The sequence below is a fragment of the Nesterenkonia xinjiangensis genome (assembly GCF_013410745.1).
Taxonomy (GTDB): Bacteria; Actinomycetota; Actinomycetes; order Actinomycetales; family Micrococcaceae; genus Nesterenkonia; species Nesterenkonia xinjiangensis.
Genome location: NZ_JACCFY010000001.1, coordinates 2,414,391 through 2,437,293, shown reverse-complemented (window position 1 = coordinate 2,437,293; position 22,903 = coordinate 2,414,391). Strand labels below are relative to the sequence as shown.

General features: G+C 68.9%; 18 protein-coding genes. 5 read left to right on the top strand and 13 right to left on the bottom strand.

What is annotated here, in order from left to right:
- Positions 1–3 precede the first annotated feature (3 nt).
- The 5 genes from HNR09_RS11015 to HNR09_RS10995 form a co-directional block, all read right to left on the bottom strand.
- Positions 4–1,074: an ABC transporter permease gene (locus HNR09_RS11015; protein ID WP_179542078.1), complete on the bottom strand. Its 1,071-nt coding sequence runs from the start codon at positions 1,072–1,074 to the stop codon at positions 4–6.
- Between the two features lie 19 nt (positions 1,075–1,093).
- Positions 1,094–2,155, bottom strand: a complete 1,062-nt coding sequence (locus HNR09_RS11010) for a substrate-binding domain-containing protein (RefSeq protein ID WP_179542077.1) — start codon at positions 2,153–2,155, stop codon at positions 1,094–1,096.
- A gap of 202 nt (positions 2,156–2,357) precedes the next feature.
- Entirely contained in the window at positions 2,358–3,359 is a 1,002-nt protein-coding gene (locus HNR09_RS11005) for a Gfo/Idh/MocA family protein (protein ID WP_179542076.1), read from the bottom strand.
- 36 nt (positions 3,360–3,395) lie between these two features.
- Complete coding sequence (gene iolB / locus HNR09_RS11000; protein WP_179542075.1) at positions 3,396–4,328, bottom strand: 5-deoxy-glucuronate isomerase; 933 nt, start codon at positions 4,326–4,328, stop codon at positions 3,396–3,398.
- A gap of 48 nt (positions 4,329–4,376) precedes the next feature.
- A complete protein-coding gene (locus HNR09_RS10995) occupies positions 4,377–5,114 on the bottom strand; it encodes a UTRA domain-containing protein (RefSeq protein ID WP_179542074.1) in 738 nt (245 codons plus the stop codon).
- 269 nt (positions 5,115–5,383) lie between these two features.
- Between HNR09_RS10995 and HNR09_RS10990 the strand changes: the two genes are divergently transcribed.
- Both HNR09_RS10990 and HNR09_RS10985 read left to right on the top strand, forming a co-directional pair.
- Positions 5,384–5,890: a hypothetical protein gene (locus tag HNR09_RS10990; RefSeq protein WP_179542073.1), complete on the top strand. Its 507-nt coding sequence runs from the start codon at positions 5,384–5,386 to the stop codon at positions 5,888–5,890.
- The gene (locus tag HNR09_RS10985; RefSeq protein ID WP_179542072.1) at positions 5,883–6,731 is read left to right on the top strand and encodes a hydroxymethylpyrimidine/phosphomethylpyrimidine kinase; all 849 of its coding nucleotides are present in this window, start codon (positions 5,883–5,885) and stop codon (positions 6,729–6,731) included. The genes HNR09_RS10990 and HNR09_RS10985 overlap by 8 nt, the downstream gene beginning before the upstream one ends.
- 366 nt (positions 6,732–7,097) lie before the next feature.
- Here the strand turns inward: HNR09_RS10985 and HNR09_RS16500 are convergent, their stop codons facing one another.
- Positions 7,098–8,282 (bottom strand): histidine kinase, encoded by a 1,185-nt coding sequence (locus HNR09_RS16500; protein WP_179542071.1) that lies wholly within the window; start codon positions 8,280–8,282, stop codon positions 7,098–7,100.
- 48 nt (positions 8,283–8,330) lie between these two features.
- On the opposite strand from HNR09_RS16500, the gene HNR09_RS10975 reads away from it, so the two are divergent.
- Complete coding sequence (locus tag HNR09_RS10975) at positions 8,331–9,035, top strand: response regulator transcription factor (RefSeq protein WP_179542070.1); 705 nt, start codon at positions 8,331–8,333, stop codon at positions 9,033–9,035.
- A gap of 37 nt (positions 9,036–9,072) precedes the next feature.
- On the opposite strand, the gene HNR09_RS10970 is transcribed toward HNR09_RS10975, so the two are convergent.
- The 3 genes from HNR09_RS10970 to HNR09_RS10960 are packed head-to-tail and all read right to left on the bottom strand — an operon-like array spanning position 9,073 to position 14,491.
- Entirely contained in the window at positions 9,073–11,649 is a 2,577-nt protein-coding gene (locus HNR09_RS10970) for a GNAT family N-acetyltransferase (protein WP_179542069.1), read from the bottom strand.
- On the bottom strand, positions 11,646–12,992 hold the full coding sequence (locus HNR09_RS10965; RefSeq protein WP_343047520.1) for a lysine N(6)-hydroxylase/L-ornithine N(5)-oxygenase family protein: 1,347 nt from the start codon (positions 12,990–12,992) through the stop codon (positions 11,646–11,648). The genes HNR09_RS10970 and HNR09_RS10965 overlap by 4 nt, the downstream gene beginning before the upstream one ends.
- Positions 12,989–14,491 carry a pyridoxal phosphate-dependent decarboxylase family protein gene (locus HNR09_RS10960; protein WP_179542068.1) on the bottom strand — a complete coding sequence of 501 codons (1,503 nt, stop codon included), beginning with the start codon at positions 14,489–14,491 and terminating at the stop codon, positions 12,989–12,991. The genes HNR09_RS10965 and HNR09_RS10960 overlap by 4 nt, the downstream gene beginning before the upstream one ends.
- A gap of 333 nt (positions 14,492–14,824) precedes the next feature.
- On the opposite strand from HNR09_RS10960, the gene HNR09_RS10955 reads away from it, so the two are divergent.
- Together HNR09_RS10955 and HNR09_RS10950 are read left to right on the top strand one after the other, a co-directional pair.
- Entirely contained in the window at positions 14,825–16,057 is a 1,233-nt protein-coding gene (locus HNR09_RS10955; RefSeq protein ID WP_179542067.1) for an acyl-CoA dehydrogenase family protein, read from the top strand.
- 107 nt (positions 16,058–16,164) lie between these two features.
- Positions 16,165–16,719 (top strand): dihydrofolate reductase family protein, encoded by a 555-nt coding sequence (locus tag HNR09_RS10950; protein ID WP_179542066.1) that lies wholly within the window; start codon positions 16,165–16,167, stop codon positions 16,717–16,719.
- Here the strand turns inward: HNR09_RS10950 and HNR09_RS10945 are convergent.
- The 4 genes from HNR09_RS10945 to gcvP all read right to left on the bottom strand — a co-directional run bounded on the left by HNR09_RS10945 (position 16,655) and on the right by gcvP (position 22,892).
- Positions 16,655–17,149: a hypothetical protein gene (locus HNR09_RS10945; RefSeq protein ID WP_179542065.1), complete on the bottom strand. Its 495-nt coding sequence runs from the start codon at positions 17,147–17,149 to the stop codon at positions 16,655–16,657. The two genes, HNR09_RS10950 and HNR09_RS10945, sit on opposite strands and share 65 nt — an antisense overlap.
- Before the next feature lie 34 nt (positions 17,150–17,183).
- Complete coding sequence (locus HNR09_RS10940; protein ID WP_179542064.1) at positions 17,184–18,611, bottom strand: L-serine ammonia-lyase; 1,428 nt, start codon at positions 18,609–18,611, stop codon at positions 17,184–17,186.
- Between the two features lie 6 nt (positions 18,612–18,617).
- Entirely contained in the window at positions 18,618–19,799 is a 1,182-nt protein-coding gene (gene gcvT / locus HNR09_RS10935; RefSeq protein WP_179542063.1) for a glycine cleavage system aminomethyltransferase GcvT, read from the bottom strand.
- Between the two features lie 123 nt (positions 19,800–19,922).
- A complete protein-coding gene (gcvP, locus tag HNR09_RS10930) occupies positions 19,923–22,892 on the bottom strand; it encodes an aminomethyl-transferring glycine dehydrogenase (RefSeq protein ID WP_179542062.1) in 2,970 nt (989 codons plus the stop codon).
- Between the last annotated feature and the right edge of the window lie 11 nt (positions 22,893–22,903).

Here is a 22,903-nt window from a genome sequence, read left to right as displayed (position 1 = left end):
CTCCTACTTCTTCTCGACCCGACGGCGGACCATCAGGTTCACGATCGTGGCCAGCAGGAGCATCACGCCCAGGAAGAAGCGGAACCAGTCCGGATTCCATTCGGCGTAGATGATGCCGCGCGAGGCCATACCGAAGATCAGGGCACCCAGGGCCCCGCCGATGGCGGACCCGTAGCCGCCGGTGAGCAGGCAGCCGCCGATGACCGCGCCGATGATGTAGAGGAACTCGTTGCCGATGCCCTCACCGGACTGGACGGTGCTGAACGCGAAGAGCTGGTGCATGCCCAGCACCCAGGCGCAGAAGCCGACACCCATGAACAGCCCGATCTTGGTGGCGGTCACGGGGACGCCCACGGCGCGCGCGGCGTTCTGGTCACCGCCGACGGCGAAGATCCAGTTGCCGATCTTGGTGCGCAGCAGGATGAAGGAGGCCACCGCCACCAGCAGGATCCAGTAGAAGATGGTGATCCTGAAGTTCACCCCGAAGATCGTCACTGATGAGGCGAAGATCGCCTGGGCGGAGGTGAAGCCGTCCATGGTGGAGATCGGCGGGGAGGAGACCGAGCCGCCGATGAGCCGGGTCAGGGCGAGGTTGAGGCCGGTGAGCATCAGGAACATCGCCAGGGTGACGATGAAGCTGGGCAGCTTCGTCTTGATGAAGATCAGCCCGTTGACGGCCCCCACCGCCAAGGAGGCGACCAGGGCCAGCGAGACGCCGACCCAGATGTTGGTGGCGAAGTACCAGCTGAACAGGGAGGCCACCAGCGCTGAGGAGATCACGGCGACCCCGGTGGAGAGATCGAATTCCCCACCGATCATCAGCAGCGAGACGCCGACGACCATGATGCCGATGGTGGAGGCCCCGTACAGCACTGTGGAGATGCCGCCTGCGGTGGTGAACGGTGGGGCGACGAGGGCGAAGAAGACGAACACCGCCATCGCGCCGACCGCCGCGCCGACTTCGGGGCGGGCCATGAGGGTGCCGATGAGGCCTCGCCGACTGACCCGCTCATCGGCGCCGGCGTTCACAGGTGCCGGTGCCGCCCCGGCGGGGGCGGTGGGTGTGGTGGTCATGGTCTGGTCCCTTCTTCGCTCAGCGCAGGCCGTCGCCGGCGAATTCGAGGACGGCCTCGGCGTTGTCCTCATCGACGATGCTGGGGCCGGTCAGCACGGGCAGGCCGCCGCCCGGTTCGAAGGCGCCATGGAAGTGCAGCCACAGCGAGTCGACAGCCAGGTAACCCTGCAGCCAGGGCTGCTGGTCGACCGCGAAGAGGATCTCGCCGTCGACGATGGCCTGGGCGATGTCCGCGTTGAGGTCGAAGGAACCGACGGTGATGTCCGACTCGGAGGACTCCACCTCCTCCAGGATGGTCATGGTGAAGGGACCGCCGAGGCCGATGATCGCGTCGGCGTCGTCCGCGGAGTCGACCTTGGCCCGCACGGTGGAGGCCACCTGGGTCATGTCCGAGCCCTCCACATAGAGGTTCTCCGTGTCAGGGAGGACCTCCCGGATACCGTCGCAGCGAGACTCCAGGCCCACGTGGCCCTGTTCCTGGATCACGCAGATCGGATGGGAGATGTCCTGCTCCTCGAGGTACTCCCCCACGGCTTCGCCGGCGACCGACTCGTTCTGCCCGAAGTGGGCGAAGGCGCCGGCGTCGAAGGCCTCCTCCTCCCCGGCGTTGAGGGAGACCACCGGGACGTCGGCGTCGATGGCGCGCTGCACGGCCGGGGCCATGGCGTCCGGCTTGGCCATGGTGACGGCGATGCCGTCGGCGCCGGCGTCGATGGCTGACTGGATCAGTTCGGCCTGCTGGGCGCCCTCACGGTGGGAGTTGTAGACGAGGTTGATGTTGTCCTTGGCGGCGGCCTCCTCGGCGCCGCTGCGCACGTAGTCCCAGAAGGTGTCACCCTCGACCGCATGGGTGATCAGGTAGACGGTGCGCTCCTCGGTGTCGACGCCTCCGGCACGGTCGGCGTCATCGCCTCCCCCTGCGTCCGCCCGGCCTCCTTCACCGGAGCAGGCGGAGACGAGCAGCGCGGCGATGCCGAGGACGGCGGCGCTTCGGGCGGTGATGCGACGCCGCGATGGATGAGATGAGGCGGGACCGATGGGAGCGGGGTCAACGGAGGTGGTGCGAGATGAACGGTGCATGGTCTCTCCTTCGAGACTGTGGCCACGAGGCGTCGGATGCGGTGGCCCTCGTGGCTCCATCCTGAGTGACGCTCATCACATTGTCAATAGGATGTCAGGACATACGCACAAAACGGGGACCCGCCGGCAGGGCATGCACATGACGGAGGGCAGAAGTCCAGACCGCCTCGGCGGAGCCGCAGAGACGCAGACGGCGGCGTGCTCAGCGCCGGACGCGCACCGGGCGTCCGGTCTCCAGGGACTCCTGGGCCGCATCGGCCACCCGGGAGGCGTCCACGGCCTCGCCCGGAGGGCACGGGTTCTCGCGCTGCCCGCGCACCAGCTCGAGGAAGGCGCGCATCTCGTGGTGGTACGCCTCGGCGAAGCGCTCATGGAAGGTCTGGTGCGCGGGTCCCGCAGGAAAGTCGACCCCGAGCTCGGCGGAGCGACCGGCGTAGCTGTCGTCAAGCCCCACCTGCACAGTGCCTGCGGAGCCCTGGAGCTCCAGCCGCACGTCGTGACCGCCTCCGTTGTACCGAGTGGCGGAGACGGTGGCGACCGTCCCATCCTCCAAGGTCGCCAGGGCCACGGCGGTGTCGACGTCGCCCACGCCTCCGATCGCCGGGTCGCCGTTGTTGGAGCCTCGGGCGTAGACCTCCACGATCCGCTGGCCCGTGAGCCATTGGATGCTGTCGAAGTCGTGCACCGAGCAGTCCCGGAACAGGCCCCCCGAGGTGGCCAGGAACTCCACCGAGGGCGGAGCCATGTCTGCGGTGATGGCCCGGATGGTGTGCAGCCACCCCAGCTCCCCGCGCTGCAGGGCCTGGCGGGCGGCGAGGTGCCCGGGGTCCAGGCGGCGCTGGTGGCCGATCTGGACTGTGGCGCCGTGCCGGGCGATCGCCTCCAGCACGGCCACTGAGGCCTCGGTCGACTCGGCCACCGGCTTCTCGCAGAAGGCGGGGATGCCGGCCTGGGCGGCTCGCAGGATCAGCGGGGCGTGCTGCGGGGTCCCCACGGCGATGACCACGCCGTCCGGCGCGGCGGCGAAGAGCGCGTCGACGTCCTCGGCGACCCGGCACCCGAGCTCCGCGGAGACCTGCCGAGCCCGAGCGACGTCGACATCGGCGAGGATCAGCTCCACGCCGTCGTCAGCGAGCGCCTGGATGGTGCGGGCGTGCATGACGCCGATGCGCCCGACGCCGATCAGCCCGAGGACGGTGGTCATGGCAGATGCTCCTTGGTCAGAGGGCCGCCACGCGGCTCAGCCGGAGAAGGGCAGCCGGGAGTCCAGATCCTGGCCCTCCCAGGTCTTGCGGATCCACCCGTGGTGCGGATCGTCACTGATCAGCCACTGACGCACCGGGCCTGGGCCGGCCATCACATTGAGGTAGTACATGTCGTGGCCGGGAGGGGTCATGGCCGGCCCATGCCAGCCATAGGGCACCAGGACGACGTCGCCGCTGCGCACTTCGGCAGTGACGTCGATCTCGCGCTCGTCGGAGGCGTAGACGCGCTGGTACCCCATGGCATCCGGGCCGCCCTCCGCCGGGCTCGGCACCGGCATGTCCTGCGCGGTCTGCATCTCGAAGTAGTAGATCTCCTCGAGGGCGGTCTCCCCCTCGGCCTCCTCATCATGCTTGTGCGGCGGGTAGGAGGACCAGTTCCCGGCGGGGGTGAGCACCTCGCAGACGATGAACCGGTCGGCCTCGAGGGTGGCCGGAGTGCCGAAGTTGTGCACCTGGCGGGAACAGACGCCGGCGCCGCGCAGCTCGAGCGGGATGTCTGCGGCTGGCAGATGCCGCACCGGGTGCTCCGCCGTAGCAGGTGCGGAGGCCACCGCCACTCGGCCGCCTCCGGCCGAGCTGACGGTGGCGGCGCGCCGAATGCCGGTGTAGAGGACATCGGTGGGGCCATGGAACACCGACGTCCGCCCGGCCAGCTCGTACCTGTGCCCGTCGACCTCCACGGTGAACGCGCCCGAGAGCGGCACCACGATGCGCTCCTCCTCCTGGGCGTCCAGAGCGATGGTCTGCCCGGCGCCGAGGTCGGCCACCCGCAGGCCGGTGTGTTTCCAGCCCGGCACCTCGGTGGTGGAGTCGGGGGTGCCGAGGTCGAGCATCCAGTCCCCCTGGGCGGCCGAGCCGGCGCGGTGGAACCAGGGCGAGGTCGGGGCATCAGGGCGTGTGGAAGTCATGGCTGTCCTTTCCGAGGGGGCCTGGCAGACGGAGCGTCAGGCGTGCGGTCAGTTCACGAGGGTGATGTCGAAGGAGTACATGTCGGCGCGATAGACGTGGTGCCCGCATTCGACGGCGATCCCCCGGCTGTCCAGCGCGGTCCGGTCCATCATCACCAGGGGCGCGCCGACATCGGTGGCGAGAAGCGTGGCCTGGTCGGCGTCGGCGATGTCGGCGCCGACGGTCTGGTGGGCCATGCGGAAGTCGATTCCGGCACGGCGCAGCAGGTTGTAGAGGCCATCGGATTCGAGCTCTGCCTGGTCGAAGGAAGCGATGCTCCGCGGCACCCAGTTCTCCATGATCGCCAGCGGTCGGCCGTCCACGCTGCGCAGACGGATCATGTGATGGACCTCGGCCCCCTGAGCGAGGTTGAGCTTCTCGGCGACCTCGGCCTCCGCGCGGGTCAGCTCCAGGGAGAGCACAGTGGTCTGCGGAGTCGCCCCCTCGTCCTGGAGGTCGTTGTACAGGCTGGAGAGCTTCAGGTTGCGCCGGACCGGGGCGCCGATGACCTGGGTGCCGACTCCGCGGCGCCGGACGACCAATCCGTGCTGCACCAGCTGGTCCATGGCCTGCCGCATGGTCGGGCGTGAGAGGTTGTAGCGCTTAGCCAGGGAGATCTCGTTCTCCAGCTTGGTCTCGGCAGGAAGTGATCCGTCCCTGATGGCCTTTTCGAAAGCCGACGCCACCTGGTGATACAGCGGCACCGGGGATGACCGGTCCAGGGTGATCTCGAGGTCGTGGGTCACGGGTGCTCCTTCGTCGCTTTAATTGTCAGTTTGTCACGACATTCAGAACTTTTGAAGGGCACAGCGGGTTTTCCTGTGATCTTCCCCATGCGTCCACCAGGTTCTGGAGCTGCGCACCATCCACCGCACGACGACGTCGCCACCCGCTGCCCACGCCCGAACTTCACCGAGACGATGACCCTGAGCCCAGGCCGCGCCACGTCCAGGCGTGGCCGGTAGACTGGGGCGCCGCCGCAGGAAGTGCCCGCCGATCGCTGAAAGGGCCCCCGATGACCACCCCCGCTCCGGAGAAGACCGCCCGACGTCGTCGTCCGCGCCAGCACCGCCCGACTCACCGTGCGCGTCTGAGACTCGGCGTCACCGGATGGGTCGTCTCCTGGCTGCTGCCCACCGCCGTCATGGGAGGGCTGCTGCTGGGCCTCTCCTTCGTCCCCGGCCTCGACGACCAGGGCTTCCTGACTCCGCTCATCCCGCTGATCGGCGGCGCCGCCGTCGCCGTGGGCATCCCGGGGACCCTGCTGGTGAGCTGGCTGTACCGCCACCACCTCAACCCCAGCGTGCATGTGTTGGGCTACGCGCTGGTGGGCCTGCTGTACGGCCCCGTGGTGCTGCTGGCCGGCACCGGCGGACTGATGCCGATGCTCATTCCGCTGGTCGGATTCCCCGCGGGCGTACTCCTGGGAGTGGGCCGCTGGGCGGCTCAGCCGCTGACGACCGTGGAGGATCCGGCCGACCGCACCCCCACCGCTGCTGCTGAAGGACGTGACGATGACTGACCACCTCTCCCAGACCGCCCGCCCGCCGATGGCTCTGACGATCGCCGGCTCTGAGGCGACCGGCGGCGCCGGCGCGCAGGCCGACCTGAAGACCTTCCAGGAGCTGGGCAGCTTCGGGATCATCGCGCTGACCTGCATCGTCTCCTTCGACCCGAAGGACAGCTGGAACCACCGCTTCGTGCCCGTGGAGCCGCAGGTCATCGCTGACCAGATCGAGGCGGTGTTCGGCGACTACGACGCCGACGCCCTGGACACCGTGAAGCTGGGCATGATGGGCTCGCCGGCCACCATCTCCACCGTGGGCCAGGCGATCAGGGAGCGACGGCCTCGCCACGTGGTGCTGGACCCGGTGCTGATCTGCAAGGGCCAGGAGCCGGGCCACGCGCTGGACACCGACAACGCGCTGAAGACCGAGCTCCTGCCCCAGGCCACCTTCGTGACCCCCAATCATTTCGAGACCGAGCAGCTCTCCGGGATGGCCGTACGCAGCCTGGAGGACCTCACCGCGGCCGCTCAGGAGATCCACCGGATCTCGGGCGCCGCGGTGCTCGCCAAGGGTGGGGTCCGGCTCGAGGGCCCGGAGGCGGTCGACGTCTTCGTGGGCGAGGACGGCACCGAGGTGCTCCGTGCACCGAAGATCGGGGAGCACGCGGTCTCCGGAGCCGGCTGCTCGCTGGCCGCCGCCGTGGCCGCGAAGCTCTCCCAGGGAGCGACCCCGCTGGAGGCGGCCCGACGTGCGAAGGAGTTCGTCACCGCCGGCATCCGTCAGCGCGTGGCCGGAGGGACCCCGTTCGACGCCCTGTGGCAGGGCGGCCTGCGCCGCAGCGGCGCGTCCGCCTGAGGCCCTGGACACGAGAGAGGCCCGGGCGATGCCGTTCTCACCGCCCGGGCCGTACACTGACCGAGCACCTCACCGAAGGCCGTTGCACCGAAACCTCCGGGGTCTCCAAGCCAGGTTCTCGTGATGCACGTACACCGTTTCTGTACGCCACAAACTATTTTCCTCTGGCAACCAAGCTCGCTCTAGTCGACTTTCGTCTAGTGTTCGGCGACTCACGCGGCGTGTCTTTCAGCTTTCTTCAAGGTTCACGTCAGGCTGCGGCAGGGTGTCGCGCTTCAGTTCCAGGGGTCCCGAAATCCCTGACGTGGGCTGGACGTACCTCGCGTCGGCGGCAGACTCCTCAGCACACCCCCGGGCACCGGGATCTCAGTCCTTCTTCAGGCCCTGGACCGTGACCACCCAGTGACCCTTGCGGTCGAAGCCGGCGCGGGCGGTGCCGCCGAAGGCCGCCGCGCGGTCCCGGATGCCGATCAGTCCCGCTCCTGAGCTGGACCAGCGAGACACCGCCCTGCCACGGGAGGTCACCGTGTTGCTCACCGTCAGCCCGGCCTCCTCCTCCCCCGACCAGATCAGGACCCAGCAGGTCTGCCCGTGCCCGGCATAGCGGGCCACATTGGTGGTGCACTCCTGGAGGATCCGGTACAGGGCCGCGTGTACGGAGCGGGAGAGGGCCGCGACGTCTCCGTCGAGCTCGTAGGTGACGGTGAACCCGAGTCCGCGCAGCTGCTGACAGAACGTCGCAGCTCCGGTGCGGATGTCCAGCTCCGTGGCCGAGGACGAGGGGATGTCGTCGAGGGCGCCGTCCTCCTGGAGCAGATTGAGCATGCGACGCAGGTCCTGCAGCGCGGCGCGGGAGGACTCCCCGATGACCTCCACCGCGGTGCGATAGGAGTCCTCGGTGCCGGTCATCTGCGCCGCACGGGACTGCATGGCGATGATGGTGATGTCGTGGGCGACGATGTCATGCAGGTCCCGGGCGATGGACTTGCGCTCGGCCGCCACCGACTCACGATGCGCGGCTTCGACCTCCTCGAGCTCGCGCCGGGACTGCAGGCGGGCGTTGGTGACCTTACGGAACGCGGAGCCGAGCCCGTAGGAGCCCATGATCAGCAGCACCATGATGGCCATGAGCACCAGCCCGTTGATGGGCTCCTCGAGCTGATTGGTCAGGAACCCCGTCCACACCAGGCTCGCCGCCAGCAGGGTGCGGCGGAACAGCTTCGTGGTGACCATCGCTCCGATGCCGACGAGCAGCACCGCCAGCACCAGCGAGTAGGCCAGCCCTTCGGTGAACAGGCTGACTGCCACCATCACCAGCCCGACGACGGCGGCCCAGGTCACCCGGACCCACAGCAGCACCACGCAGCCCACGCTGAGCAGGCCCGCGACCGCGATCTCCACGGGAAAGGACTTGCCCTCGAGCATCTCCAGGATGATGTCCGAGCCCAGGGCGATGCCGAACAGCAGGGTGACGACCACCAGAAGCCATTTGTTCAGGTCCCGGGCGTACCAGAACCCCTGTGATTCGAACTCCTCTGCGACACTCGGCACGCAGACAGTCTACGAGGACGTCCAGGCGGCGGTCCTAGAATCATGGTCATGACCTGCGCGAGTGCTGTGAATGACGCCGTCGGTGAGATCCGGGTGCTCATCGCCGATGACCATCCGATGATGTCCACGGCCCTGCGCACCTACGTGGACTCCACCGCGGGCATGAGCTGCATCGGCGAGGTCCGCGATGGCAAGGCCGCAGTGGAGATGGTCGGGCAGCTGCTGCCCGATGTGGTCGTGATGGACATGCACATGCCGGGCACCGACGGCATCCAGGCCACCGCGCAGATCCGCCGGATGTTCGACTCGGTCTCGGTGCTGGCGGTGACGACGTTCTCCACGGAGCGCTATGTGATCCCCGCGCTGCGCGCCGGGGCGGGCGGCTACATCGTCAAGGACGCCGAACCTGAGCAGATCATCGACGCCATCCGGCAGGTGCACGTCGGCATGGCGCCCTTCTCCCCCTCTGTGGCCCATGAGCTGATGCTCTCGGTGAGGGACGACCCCGCCCAGGTGAAGTCCATGCTGCGCCGCTACCCGGAACTGCCACGGATCCCGGAGCGGGAGCTGCAGGGGCTGAAGCTGCTGGCCAGCGGGCGTTCCAATGCAGAGATCGCCGCCCAGATGGTGGTCTCGGAGGCCACGGTGAAGGCCTACATGGGGCGGCTCATGCAGCGCCTCGGGGTGCGGGACCGGGTGCAGCTGATCATCCGCGCCACGGAGCTCGGCCTGGTCGAGCCCGCTCTGGACTGAGCACCCGACCCGCCGAGCCCCGCAACGCAGCTCCCCGTCACCGGCCGATCGGGTTCTCCAGCTCGCCGGAGTAGATGAGCGAGCCCGAGGCGTCGGACAGGTCCACCATCTGGCGGGTGTTGCGCAGCTGCAGCCGGTTCAGACAGGACTGCGCGTAGCGCCGCACCCGCAGGTCCAGCCGACGACGGCGGCGCACGTCCTCGGCCTCCCCCGCCTCCTCCTGCTCGGCCACGACCGCACCGACGGTGGCCCAGAAGGTGGACTCGTCCAGCACGCCGTCGGTGTGCAGGATCCCCGCCAGATGGCGCAGCACCCCGCCGAAGACGTCGGTGAAGATCAGCTGGGCGGCTTCGTCGTCGTCGATCACATGACGCATCCTGGAGATCTCCGCATCAAGGTCGCGAGGCCCGATGACGGCGGCCTCCTCCCCGATGTCCTTCATGAAGACACCGGTCACACGCGCATCGCGCAGCCGCAGGATGATGTTCTCCCCATGCGGCATGAACGCCAGCTCGTGGACCTCCAGGCAGTGGATGATCGGCAGCAGGTAGGCGCGCAGATACTCCGCCAGCCAGCGGTGCGCCTCCAGTCCGGAGCCGCCGATGAGCGCCGCGGCCACGGAGGCGCCGCGGGCGTCACGATGGAGCAGCGCGGCCATGGTCATCAGCCGCTCCCCGGAACCCGCCCGGTCGTCCTGGCCCATCGGCTGCCCCCGCTGTTCGCCCAGCCGGGCGAAGGGGCTCTCGCGCCACAGGGCGGCCAGCATCTTCTGCTGGTCCGAGGAGCTGGAGGCTCGGTGGTAGGCGTCCCCGGTGTAGCCGATGGAGGCGTGCTCGCGCAGCACGTCGAAGCCCAGGGCCGCCAGTCGGGCGTCCGTGCGGACCTCGGTGGCGACCCAGTCATTGATCGCCGGCGTGGCCCGCATGTAGGCCGGAGAGAGGCCACGCAGGAAGCCCATGTTCTGGATGGACAATGCCGTCTTGATGTAGGAGCGGCCGGGGTGCTCGACGTCGAAGGCCGTGCGGATGGACTGCTGAGGCTGCCACGCCCCGGGGCCCTCCCCCAGCACCACCAGGTCCCGTCGGGCGATGTCCGGGGCGAAGCTCACCGCGATCCGGTGCTGGAACTGCCAGGGATGGACCGGCAGGAGCGCGTACTCCGTCGGGTCCAGGCCCAGCGCGTCCAGGCGGGCATGCAGGCGGCTCAGGGCCTCGGTGCCGAGCTCGTCCTCCCAGTGCTGCGCCTCGCTGCGACCGGCGCTCAGCTCCAGGCGGGCATGGGCCCGGCGCGCGGCCAGCCACAGGTAGCGGAATCGCCCTCCCGACTCCGGAGCGTAGGCGCGCAGGTCATCCAGGCTGAAGCCGATGCGCCCGTTGGTGGCCACGAAGCAGGGATGCCCCTCGGTCATGGCGGCTTCGGTCTGCTGGAAGTCTGCGGCCGCGTCGAGGTCTCTTCTGCCGCGGGCCAGCTGAGCGGCCGAGGGACCGCCGCGCTGGTGCTTATAGGCCGCGCTGGAGAGAGTGGAGGAGACCTCCTCCAGGTAGGTGCCCAGCAGCGCATCAGGAATGCCGAGGCGGTCCTGGAGCTCGACCACGAGCTCCTGAGCGTCCAGCGGGAGCTGGTGTCCCTCGACGGGATCGTGGCGCAGGATGCTCTCCTCCTCGATCACCCAGTGGTCCAGACGCAGGCGGCGGGCACGGAAGCGATGCACGCTGGCGCCGGGGATCTCCAGGCGCCAGGCGCGGATCCCCCCGGTGTCGCCATCAGGGATGGCCGACTGATGAGAGGCCGCCTGGGCCCGGGACTCGTCCGGGACCGGGGTGATGAGCTTCTCGTGGCTGAACTCGGCCAACGCCTTGGCCACCAGATGTCGCTGCGCCTGCACCATATGCTCCGGGCGCAGATGCGGAGCCTCCGAGTCCGGGCGCAGGGTCTCGTCCAGCTCGACGTTCGGCTCCGGGCGGGTCCTCGGGCCCAGGACGCTGAGCATGGCGCGCTTGTCCGGCAGCTCGACGGCACGCAGCTCCTCGAAGCCGACCTCGCGGTTTTTCCGGCGCACCGCGTGGTTCTCCACGTCCGGCTCGACGACGATCCGGTGCGCCCCCAGTGCCCGGCAGTGGGCGACCACGGCACGCATCACGGCACTGGTCAGTCCGTGACGACGCCGGGTGCGGTCGGCCGGGGCGGGGGCGGTGAGCAGATGCATGCCTCGGTCCCCGGGCTCGACGTGATGGACGTCGGCGAGCACGATACGCGCGGGATCGTAGGTCTCCACGTACACCAGCGGCCGCCTCGTCGGATCGGCGGGACCGGGCTCCTCCCCGGGGACGGCGTCGAGGCTCTCCTCCCCCAGCCATGCGTCCTGGGCGTCGTCGGCGGCGATCCCCTCCAGGTAGTCCCGGACCTGCTCGAGGCTCAGGTGCCCCATCTGCCAGTGATGGGCGCCGGGGTCGGTCAGCCAGCGGTGGACGTACTCGGCGTCGAGCGCGGGGTCGGCGGGACGGAATCGCAGCCAGGCGTCTCTGCCGGTCGGCCCGGCGGATCCTTCAGCAGTGATCTGTGCGGCGTCCGTGGTGGTCTGGGTGTCAGTGGTGGTCTGGGTGGTCAGTGTCATCGTGGCACCTCCGCGGTGGTGGGGAGTCCGAACTGCTGGAAGGCGATGCGCCGCTCCAGCGGGTAGATCTCCTCGCCGGTGAGGGAGGCGAGGATCGAGGCGTTGCGCCAGGCGCCCATGCCCAAGTCGGGGGCGGTGAGTCCGTGGGTGTGCTCTTCGGCGTTCTGCACGAAGATCCGTCCGCCCAGGGTGTCGATGCGGTAGTCCCGCCCGACGGCCAGCCGTCCTGCCGAGTCGCGGTGGATCAGATGCTCCACCGGAGCCAGGAAGGCCGGCTCTCGGGGCTCGTAGCCGGTGGCCAGGATCAGGTGTTCGGTCCGGTGTTCGGCCTGCTCCCCCAGCTGCCGGTGCTGCAGCCGCAGCCGGTGGGTCCCGGAGGCGGCGTCCCAGGGCGCTGCCGTGACCTCCGTGTCGGTGAGCATCCCGACGTCGAGCGGCTGGTGGGCGCTCAGCCGGTAGAGGGCGTCATGGATGCGGTCGATGGTGGCGGTGCTGATTCCCTTGTAGAGGCCACGCTGCTCCCGGGTGAGTCGGTCCCGCGTCTGCTCGGGAAGCCCGTGGAAATGGTCGGTGTACTCAGGGGAGGTCATCTCCAGGGTCAGCCGGGTGTCCTCCATGGAGAAGAACCGGGGTGACCGGGTGATCCAGTCCAGGCGCAGTCCGTGGTCGCGGTGGGCCTCGAGCAGGTCCAGGAAGATCTCCGCCGCGGACTGGCCGCTGCCGACCACGGTGGCCGAGCCGGAGGACAGGATCTCCTCGCGACGGTGCAGATAGTCAGCGGAGTGCGTGGCCTGTGGCGAGTCGGCGACATCCTCACGCAGGAGCGCCGGCACCTGAGGGGCGGTGCCGATGCCCATCACCACGTTTCGGCCCCGGTGGACCTCGACCCCCTCGGCGGTGACTGCGGTGACCACGAAGGTGTCGCTGACGGCGTCGTGCTCCACCGACTCCACCTGACGCCCCCAGCGCAGTGTGGGCAGCTGCTCGGCGGCCCAGCGGCAGTAGGCGTCGTACTCGCTGCGCAGCGGGTGGAAGTCCTCCCGGATGTAGAAGGGATAGAGACGTCCCGTCTCCTTGAGCCAGTTCAGGAAGGAGAACTCGGAGGTGGGATCAGCCATAGTCACCAGATCCGCCAGGAATGGCACCTGGATCGTGGCCTCCGGCAGCATCATCCCGTGATGCCAGGTGAAGCCGTCCCGGGCATCGAGGAAGACGGCGTCGACGTCGTCCAGCGGGTGGGCCAGGCAGGCCATTCCCAGATTGAAGGGGCCGATCCCGACCCCCACGACGTCATGCACAGTCTCGGACGCCGTGCTCCCGGGCGTGGGGCGTGCGGTGCTCACGATGCCACCTCCTCGGCGAGGCTGGCCGGCGCTCCGGCTCGGTGCCGATGGAGGATGCGGGCACAGGCGCAGACCTCCTCAAGGCTCTCGGCGACCTGCTCCACGGTCGTCTCGGGGTCCAGCAGCGTGAGCTTCATGCACGGCCGTGAGTCGAGGACTGTTCTGGCGACCATCACGCGCCCGGACTCCTGGAGCACCTGGCGCGCCAGAGAGACGAGAGCGTCGGCGTCCTGCTCGCTCACTCCCGGCGGCTGCCAGCGGAACAGCACCGTGGTGAGATCGCTGGTGGCGAGCAGGTCCAGCTCCGGGTGGTCCTCCACGTGGCGGCGCACCTCCCCGGTGAGCTCCAGCAGGGCATCCCAGGCGCGCCCGACGGCGTCGGGCCCAGCACCCCGGAGCGTCGCGTAGAGCTTCAGCGCGTCGAAGCGCCGGGTGGTCTGCAGTGACTTGTCCACCTGGTTGGGCTCCCCACCGTCTGCGGGGTTCAGATAGTCGGCGTGCCAGGCCCCACGGCCCAGGTCGGCGGCGTCGCGGACCACCAGGGCGGAGGAGGAGACGGGCTGGAACCAGGCCTTGTGGAAGTCCAGGGTCACGCTGCGTGCCGCCTCGATGCCGGCCAGCCTGTGGCGGTGCCGGGCAGAGGCGAGCAGCCCGCAGCCATAGGCGGCGTCCACGTGGAGCCAGACCCGTTGCCCGCGGCAGATCTCGGCCAACTGCTCCAGCGGGTCGATGACCCCCCGATCTGTGGTGCCCGCGGTGGCGGCCACAGCCATGGGCACCCGGCCGTCCCCGGCGACATCCTGGAGCGCGCGGCGGAGCGCGGCCGGGTCCATGCGGCCCGCCTGGTCGGTGGCCACGGTGATCACGGCGTCGTCGCGCAGGCCCAGGATCAGTGCCGCCTTGGCGATGCTGAAATGACTCTGCGGACTGGTGAGGATGACGAGCTGCTGCTGCCGCACCGAGCGGGAGGGTCCCGACGTGCCGGTCAGCGCGGCCTCGCGGGCCAGGAAGAGGGCCTGCAGGTTGGACTGGGTGCCGCCGGAGGTGAAGACCCCGTCGCCGCGGGCGAACCCGATGCGGTCGGTCATCCAACTGACGATCCGCCGCTCGATGAACGTGCCGATGCGCGACTGGTCGTAGGTGTCCACGGAGGTGTTGACCGCCGCCAGGACACTCTCGGCGGCCACGGCGTTCAGGTCCACCGGGCAGTTCAGGTGAGACAGGTAGGCGGGGTGGTGGTACCAGACCGCCTCGGCGAGGAAGAGCTCGTCGAGCTCTTCCAGCAGGGCCTGACCCCCGATGCCGGGGCCGTCCAGGTCGAGATGTGCGGCGCGTTCGGCCAACTCGCGCTGTGGAGTGTTGGTGGACGGCGCCTCGGACGAGGCCAGTCGCTGGGCGATCCGTGAGCTGACATCAGCCATCAGGGCGTCGTAGGCGGCGCTGGACTCGCCGCGCAGGAAGGGAAGCTGATCAGGAAGGACATCGTGTGAAGCTGTCATGTTAGGGGAGCATAACTTCAATTACGCTACATTCAAGTGCTGTAATCCTGCGAGGAACCTGGAAGAGGGAAGCCCAGACTCCACGACACCCTTCCCTCCCCGCCGTCACCTGAATCGCATCAGCCCTGTCATCGGGCCGATCCCCTGTCACCCGGGACGCCCCCCCAGGCGATAGATCGGCCCGTGACACCAGACATCGAATGTGGTGCAGATCTCCCCGGCGTGACACAGTGCGACCACTCGACCCCGGCCGAGGTCCGCGTCGCACGCTGAGTGACCCTCGGGTAACATGTGGGGCAGCGCACATGCCCCGAACTGATGCTGGAGGTCGCCATGCGAGACGAGATCGACCCGGACTACGACGTCACCACACCGCTGGATCTGGACTACTACGGCGTCTTCGCTGACGTCCCCGACGCGGACCGCGCGTGGTGGACCCGGGCACGGGACTTCTCCGCCGAGCTGGAGGAACGCATGACCGGGCACTGGGAGAAGGGCGAGTATCCGGTGGACCTGGTCCGCCGAGCCGGAGCCCAGGGTCTGCTGACCGACGGCGTCGAGGTCGACGGCCTGGAGGCGAACCTCCACACCCTCTCCCCCTTGGCCGCCGGACTGGTCAACATGGAGACCTCCCGCACCGACGGGTCTCTGGGCACTGCGCTGGCGGTCCAGGGCGGCCTCGCACTGCGCACCCTGGCGATGTTCGGCTCGCCGGAACAGAAGGAGCAGCACCTGGCAGACCTGGCCACCGCTCGCACGTTGGGGTCCTTCGCGCTGACCGAGCCGACCCACGGCTCAGACTCGGTGTCCCTGGAGACCACCGCCCAGCTGGTCGGTGACGAGTCCAGCGGCCACTACGTGCTCAACGGGGCCAAGAAGTGGATCGGCAATGGAGCCTCCGGCGGCATCACCTTCACCTGGGCGCGGGTCGCCGGGGGCTCGCATGACGGCCAGGTCAGATGCTTCCTGGTGGACCAGGAGACTCGCGGCTACCGTGCCGAAGTGATCGAGGGCAAGGCCTCCCTGCGCGCCATCCATCAGGCCGTCATCGAGTACCGGGACGTGGAGCTGCCCGCAAACGCGGTGCTGCCCGGCTCGCACACCTTCAAGGACACCTCCAAAGTGCTCTTCGCGACTCGCCTGGGTGTGGCCTGGTCGGCCGTCGGGCACGCGGCCGCCGTCGTCGAGGCTGCGCTGAGCTACTCCACGCAGCGTCATCAGTTCAGCAAGCCGCTGGCCGGCTTCCAGCAGGTCCAGGAGCGGCTGACCTGGATGACCTCTGAGCTGACGTCCATGCAGCTCCACGTGCGGAAGGTGACCGAGCTCGACGCCGCGGGCCGACTCTCCGGCCCGCAGGCTTCGATGGCCAAGTACCACAACACCCGCAAGGCCCGGGCGATCGCTCAGGTGGCACGCGACATGCTCGGCGGCAACGGGATCCTGCTGAAGAACAAGGTGGCCCGGCACATGGCCGACATCGAGGCGATCCACACCTATGAGGGCACCGAGTCCGTGCAGAGCCTGATCATCGGCCGTGACCTGACGGGGGTGTCCGCCTTCGCCTGAGCATCCCTGGGGCGTCGAGCCTCGCCACCGGCGCGTCCGCCGCCGTAGGGTGGCGGTCCCGATCGCCGGTCGTGCCGGTGCACCACGCAGGAAGGGACTCGACGACCATGCTGACGATCTCTATGGGCACTTCAGTGGACGGCTTCATCGCCGACCGTACCGGGGCGTTCGACTGGACGATGCCGGATGACGAGCAGTTCCGCTTCCACCTGGACACTGTGCGCGAGCTCGGCGCCTGCCTGTGCGGCCGGCGCCTCTACGAGACGATGCTTCCCTGGGAGAGCGACCCGGCGATGCGGCACGGCGAGCTCTTCAGCGCCTTCGCAGACGCGTGGGTAGCCCTGCCGAAGATCGTCTTCAGCCGCACCCTGGACCGGGTCGAGGGCAATGCCCGGCTGGCTGATCGCCCGCTGACGGAAGAGATCCCCGCGGTGCTCGACTCCACGGAGAAGGACGTGGAGATCGGCGGCGCCACTCTGGCGGGTCAGGCCGTCGAGGCCGGGCTGGTCGATCAGTTCCAGATCTTCCGATACCCGATCATCGTCGGCGGCGGGACCCCGCTGTTGCCACCGGTGCCGGAGGCCGTGCCACTGGAGCTCATGGAGAGCCGCGTCTTCGGCAATCGCGTGGTCTATGAGCGATACCGCCGGACTCAGGGCTGATCGATGCGCCGATCACCAGCGTGAGGATCCGCGAGACACCCGTTCCGACGTCGGCGTGACGCTCCTGTTCGGCGAAGGCCTCGGCCTCCTCCCGGGACACGAAGGCCGCCCGTGGCACCGGTGAGACATCCTGTGGGGCGTCGTCTGCGGGCCCGTCGTCGCTGACCAGGTGCACCGTCACACCGGGCACGAGCTCCCCGCCGTGGGCGTCCAGGACCGGCACCGCCTGCCACTCCACGGACCACGCGGGATCCCCCTCGGCGGTAGCCGCGACCTCCTGCGCGGACTGCTCGTCAGCCACCACCTGGATGACCGCCTCATCTCGTGAGACACGGTGGACGAGGAGGACGACGAGAAGCTCCGGGGTGTCTTCGCGCAGGCGCGCGTCCAGGTGGTCCACCGGGTGCCGGCGCCGTCGGAAGAGCCTCATGGGCCAACTGTACGGCCGCCTCACCGATCCGACCTCAGCATTCGATGACGTTCACAGCCAACCCGCCCTGAGCAGTCTCCTTATACTTCGAGGACATATCCGCCCCCGTCTCACGCATCGTCACGATCACCTCATCCAACGAGACCCGATGCTGCCCATCCCCCATCAACGCCATCCGCGCCGCATTGACCGCCTTAGTCGCCGCAATCGCATTCCGCTCAATACACGGCACCTGCACCAACCCCGAGATCGGATCACAGGTCAACCCCAGATTGTGCTCCATCGCAATCTCCGCAGCATTCTCCACCTGCTCCGCAGACCCACCCAAGACCTCACAAAGCCCAGCAGCCGCCATCGAAGACGCCGAACCCACCTCCCCCTGACACCCCACCTCAGCACCAGAGATCGACGCCTGCTCCTTATACAGCACCCCAATCGCCGCAGCAGTGAGCAAATACCGCACCACCGCCTCTTCACGATCCTCCGGCGCGATGAAACTGCCTCCCGGCCCATAATGGGTCGCATAGAACCCCACCGCCGGAATGATCCCCGCCGCCCCGTTGGTCGGCGCAGTCACCACCCGGCCACCCGAGGCGTTCTCCTCATTGACCGCCAAAGCCACCAGATTGACCCACTCCTGCCAATACGCATACGACCGATCCGGATCCTGCTCCGTGAGCCGGGCATGCCACCCCGGGGCACGACGCCGGACGTTCAACCCACCCGGCAGCACCCCGGCGCGGCCCAACGCGGAGTTCTTACACTCCTCCATGACCTGCCAGATGTGCAGCACCCCAGCCCGGACCTCCTCCTCCGGGCGCATCACGGTCTCATTGGCCATCATCACCTCAGAGACAGCCCGGCCGGTGCTGCGGCAGTGCTCCATGAGCTCGGCCGCCGTGGTGAAGGGGTGGGGAACCTCCGCCTCGGTGGACTCCACGGCATCACCCAGGGAGGCAGCCTCAGCCTCGGTCACGGTGAGCACGAACCCTCCCCCGATGGAGAAATAGGTCTGCTCGACCAAGACGCCGCCGTCGTCGTCGAGGGCTGTGATGGCCATTCCGTTGCTGTGCTGCGGCAGGAAGGTCAGGGGCCTCAGCACCAGATCCTCGGTACGCAGCGTGATGTCACGACGTCGCCCCAGCTGCTCGGCCACACGGACCGTGCCTGTGGCCCGCATATCAGCCAGCCGCTCCTCGACCTGCTCGGGAAGGATCTCCTCAGCATCCCAACCCTCCAGGCCCAGCAGCACGGCGTCGAACGTGCCGTGGCCCTGCCCGGTGGCGGCCAGGGAGCCGTAGAGGTCCACACTGACCTCCGCGAGAGGACCGCCTTCCGCTGACTCCAGAAGGGCGGTCAGCTCCTCGACCACGAACCGACGAGCCGCACGCATCGGCCCCACCGTATGGGAAGACGACGGACCGATCCCCACACTGAACAGATCAAAGACACTGATCGCCATGACAGATCACCTCTCCCTGCGGTAGAAGGGCAGCTGGACGACTTCGAAAGGCTGCCCCTTGCCGCGCACGTCGATGTCGAGCCGCGTGCCGGGCTCGCTGAACTCCACGTCCACATAGGCCATGGCGATCGGGTGGCCCAGGGTGGGGCTGGGCTGACCGGAGGTCACCTCGCCGACCGGCTGGCCGGCGCGATCTCCCGCGGTGGCGAGCACCGGGTGGCCGCCGCGTCCGGCCCGGCGGCCCAGGCCCGTCAGTCCGACGAGCCGCTGGCCGGTGGTCTTCCCGCGACCCTCCTCCTTGGCCTGCTCCAGAGCGGCACGGCCCACGAAGTCCTCCTCCTTGGAGAGCGCGACCACCGGCAGCCCGGCCTCGAAGCTGGTCCGCTCGGTGGAGAGCTCGTTGCCGTAGAGCGGCATGCCGGCCTCCAGACGCAGCGAATCACGGCAGGCCAGCCCGCAGGGAGTCAGGCCAAAGTCCTCGCCGCCGCTGAGCAGGGCCCGCCACAAGGCACCGACCTTGTCATCACGCAGGAACATCTCGAAGCCGTCCTCCCCGGTGTAGCCGGTGCGGGCCAGCAGGATCTCCTCCCCACCGATGGTCACGGTGTCCGCCGCGTAGTAGGGCAGGTTCTCCACGATCGTGGTCTCGTCCATGCGCACCAGGGAGGACACGATGGCCTGGGCCTGGGGCCCCTGGACGGCGATGAGGCTGATCGCCTCGGACTCATCCCAGACCTCGACGTCGAAGCCGGCGGCACGCTCCTCCATCGCAGCGAAGACCGTCTCCCGGTTCGAGGCGTTGGGGACGATGAGGTACTCGTCCTCGGTGATGCGGTAGCCGATCAGATCGTCGAGGATTCCGCCGTCCTCTCGGCAGATCAGCGAGTACTTGGCCTTGCCGATGCGGACCTTCGCGAAGTTCCCCACCAGGGCCGTGTTGAGGTAGACGGCGGCGTCGGGGCCCGCCACCCTGATCTCACCCATGTGGGAGAGGTCGAAGAGACCGGCGGACTGGCGCACCGCGTGGTGCTCGGTGAGTTCGGAGGTGTACTTGAGCGGCATGCGCCAGCCGCCGAAGTCGGTGAAGCTGGCGCCCAGTGCCTCGTGTTCGGCGGCCAGGGCCGTGTCGCGCAGGTCCGGGGCCGTCGACGTCGTCGTCTGGCCCGGCTGTGAGGTGGTCTCGGTCATAGGAGCTCTCCTGATCAGTTCATCGTCTCTTCCTTGCGGATCGTCGCTGGATGCAGAGACGATCCGCAACGAGAAGACGATCTGTGCGGGTACGGAGCGTGTACGGAAACGGGGGCTCGGCGCTCAGCGGATCTCGAAGGCCTCCGGCGGCGGGCAGCTGCACACCAGGTTGCGGTCCCCGTGGGCGCCGTCGATGCGGCTCACCGGCGGGAAGTACTTGTCCTGCAGCACTCCGGAGACCGGGAAGGCGCCTTGCTGCCGGGAGTAGGCGCGGTCCCACTCATCCGAGGCGACGACGGCGGCCGGGTGGGGTGCGTGCCGCAACGGTGAGTCCGCAGCCTCCAGCTCGCCATCGATGACCTGTTGGATCTCGGCCCGGACGGCGATCATCGCCTCGATGAACCGGTCGATCTCAACCAGATCCTCAGACTCGGTGGGCTCGACCATCAGGGTCCCGTTGACGGGGAAGGCCAGTGTCGGCGCGTGGAAGCCGTAATCGATGAGCCGCTTGCAGACATCCTCAGCCGTGATCCCGGAGAGCTTGGTGAGCTCGCGCAGGTCCAGGATGCACTCATGGGCCACCAGCCCGCCCTCGCCCGTGTAGAGGGTGGGGAAGTGCCCCGACAGTCGCCGAGCGATGTAGTTGGCGCCCAGCAGCGCGTGAGCGGTGGCGCTGGTCAGGCCCTCGGCCCCCATCATCGCCAGGTAGGCCCAGGAGATGGGCAGCACCCCAGCCGAGCCGTAGGGGGTGGAGGTCACCGGAGCACCCCCACGGGAGACGGCGTCGGTGCCCGCGCCGTTCTCCCCCGCGCCGCCCACTGCGGTGCTGGGCAGGAAGGGCTTCAGGTGTTCGGCCACGGCCACCGGACCGACGCCGGGGCCCCCGCCCCCATGGGGGATGCAGAAGGTCTTGTGCAGGTTCAGGTGGCTGACGTCACCGCCGAACTCACCCGGCTGGGCCAGACCCACCAGCGCGTTGAGGTTGGCGCCGTCCACGTACACCTGGCCTCCCGCCTCATGGACGATGCGGCAGACCTCCCGGACCTCGGCCTCGTAGACGCCATGGGTGGAGGGGTAGGTGAGCATGATCGCGGCGATACGGTCCGGATACTGGGCGGTCTTGGCCTGCAGGTCCGCCATCTCGATGGTGCCGTCCTCGGCAGTGGCGACCACGGCGACCTGCAGGCCGGCCAGCACGGCCGACGAGGCGTTGGTGCCGTGGGCGGAGGCCGGAATCAGACAGATGTCCCGGTCGGCGTCGCCATGGGCCAGGTGGTACTGGTGGATGGCCAGCAGCCCGGCGTACTCCCCCTGGGAGCCGGCATTGGGCTGGATGGAGACGGCCGCATAGCCGGTCACAGCGGTCAGCTTCGCCTCGAGGTCCTCGATGAGCGCCCGCCAGCCGGCGGCCTGCTCGGCCGGCGCGTACGGGTGGATGCCGGCGAACTCCGGCCAGGAGATGGCCTCCATCTCCGTGGCGGCGTTGAGCTTCATGGTGCACGAGCCCAGCGGAATCATGGTGCGGTCCAGGGCCAGATCCCGATCGGCGAGCTTTCGCAGATACCGCATCATCTGGGTCTCGGAGCGGACCTCGTGGAAGATCGGATGGGTCATGAACTCGCTGGTGCGGCGCAGGGACTCGGGGAAGGCCGTGCGATCGTCCCTTGAGTCAGCCGCAGAGCCGGCCGGCGTGCCTTCCGAGGCTTCAAACGGGGCACCGAAGGCCCGCAGCACCGCGTCCACGTGCTCGGCGGTCGTGGTCTCGTCCACGCTGATGCCCACGGTGGTCTCGTCCACCCGGCGCAGGTTGATCCCGCCCTCCTCGGCGGCGAACAGGATGTGCTCGGCCTCGGCGTCGAGGTCCAGCCGCACCTGGACGGTGTCGAAGAAGGACTCGCTGACCAGTCGACGTCGGCCGGCCTTCAGCCCGGCGGCCAGGGCGCACGCGTGGCCGTGAACACGTTCAGCGATGCGCGTGAGGCCCTCCGGGCCGTGGTAGACGCCGTACATGGAGGCGGCCACGGCCAGCAGCGCCTGGGCGGTGCAGATGTTGGAGGTGGCCTTCTCGCGGCGGATGTGCTGCTCGCGGGTCTGCAGAGCGAGCCGGTAGGCGGGGCGGCCCTCGGCGTCATGGGAAACCCCCACCAGACGCCCGGGAAGCTGCCGCTGCAGCCCTGAGCGCACCGCCATGTAGGCGGCGTGCGGTCCACCGAAGAACAGCGGCACCCCGAAGCGCTGGGAGCTGCCCACCGCGATGTCCGCACCCTGTTCCCCCGGCGGGGTGATCAGCGTCAGGGACAGCAGGTCGGCGGCGACGGTGACCATCGCTCCACGCTCTTTGGCCTCGCTGATCAGTGCCGAGTGGTCGACCACGGCGCCGGAGTCCCCCGGCTGCTGCAGCACCACGCCGCACAGCTCACCCTCCGGCAGACCCTCGGTGGCGAGGTCGACGATCTGCACGTCGATCCCGACGGCCTTCGCGCGACCCGCGACGACCTGGCGGGTCTGCGGGAAGATGTCGGCATCGAGCACTACGGTGCCCTGGGCCTTCTTCTTGTTGGCGCGGCGCATGAGCAGGATCGCCTCGGCCACCGCAGAGGCCTCGTCCAGCAGTGAGGCGTTGGCGATGTCCAGTCCGGTGAGGTCGGCGACCATGGTCTGGAAGTTCAGCAGCGCCTCCAGCCGGCCCTGGGAGATCTCCGGCTGGTACGGCGTGTACGCGGTGTACCAGCCGGGGTTCTCGAGCACGTTGCGCAGGATCACCTGCGGGGTGTGCGTACCGGAGAAGCCCTGCCCGATCATCTGCGTCATCACGGTGTTGCGGCGGGCATAGCCGCGCAGCGCCTCCAGGGCCTCCGCCTCAGAGAGCGCGGCGGGCAGATCCAGGGGCGCGGACTGCCGGATGGAGCCGGGGACGGCGGCGTCGACCAGCTCGGCCAGCGAATCGTGACCCAGAGCTGCCAGCATGGTGGCCGCCGCCTCGGAGGTGGGGCCGATGTGCCGGGAGGCGAAGCCGGCGGGCACGGAGAAGGCGGGCTGGGCGCCGTCGTCGGTGGTGGGACCGAAGGTGCTGCTGGAGGTGCTGCTCGTCATCGGGGAGGGTT

Coding starts and splice junctions, on each gene's coding strand:
- HNR09_RS10970 (WP_179542069.1), bottom strand. CDS start 11,649: ATGACACTGACCACCCAGACCACCACTGACACCCAGACCACCACGGAC.
- iolB (WP_179542075.1), bottom strand. CDS start 4,328: ATGACTTCCACACGCCCTGATGCCCCGACCTCGCCCTGGTTCCACCGC.
- gcvT (WP_179542063.1), bottom strand. CDS start 19,799: ATGACCGAGACCACCTCACAGCCGGGCCAGACGACGACGTCGACGGCC.
- HNR09_RS11005 (WP_179542076.1), bottom strand. CDS start 3,359: ATGACCACCGTCCTCGGGCTGATCGGCGTCGGGCGCATCGGCGTCATG.
- HNR09_RS10955 (WP_179542067.1), top strand. CDS start 14,825: ATGCGAGACGAGATCGACCCGGACTACGACGTCACCACACCGCTGGAT.
- gcvP (WP_179542062.1), bottom strand. CDS start 22,892: ATGACGAGCAGCACCTCCAGCAGCACCTTCGGTCCCACCACCGACGAC.
- HNR09_RS10945 (WP_179542065.1), bottom strand. CDS start 17,149: ATGAGGCTCTTCCGACGGCGCCGGCACCCGGTGGACCACCTGGACGCG.
- HNR09_RS11010 (WP_179542077.1), bottom strand. CDS start 2,155: ATGCACCGTTCATCTCGCACCACCTCCGTTGACCCCGCTCCCATCGGT.
- HNR09_RS10940 (WP_179542064.1), bottom strand. CDS start 18,611: ATGGCGATCAGTGTCTTTGATCTGTTCAGTGTGGGGATCGGTCCGTCG.
- HNR09_RS11015 (WP_179542078.1), bottom strand. CDS start 1,074: ATGACCACCACACCCACCGCCCCCGCCGGGGCGGCACCGGCACCTGTG.
- HNR09_RS10950 (WP_179542066.1), top strand. CDS start 16,165: ATGCTGACGATCTCTATGGGCACTTCAGTGGACGGCTTCATCGCCGAC.
- HNR09_RS10975 (WP_179542070.1), top strand. CDS start 8,331: ATGACCTGCGCGAGTGCTGTGAATGACGCCGTCGGTGAGATCCGGGTG.
- HNR09_RS10985 (WP_179542072.1), top strand. CDS start 5,883: ATGACTGACCACCTCTCCCAGACCGCCCGCCCGCCGATGGCTCTGACG.
- HNR09_RS10990 (WP_179542073.1), top strand. CDS start 5,384: ATGACCACCCCCGCTCCGGAGAAGACCGCCCGACGTCGTCGTCCGCGC.
- HNR09_RS10960 (WP_179542068.1), bottom strand. CDS start 14,491: ATGACAGCTTCACACGATGTCCTTCCTGATCAGCTTCCCTTCCTGCGC.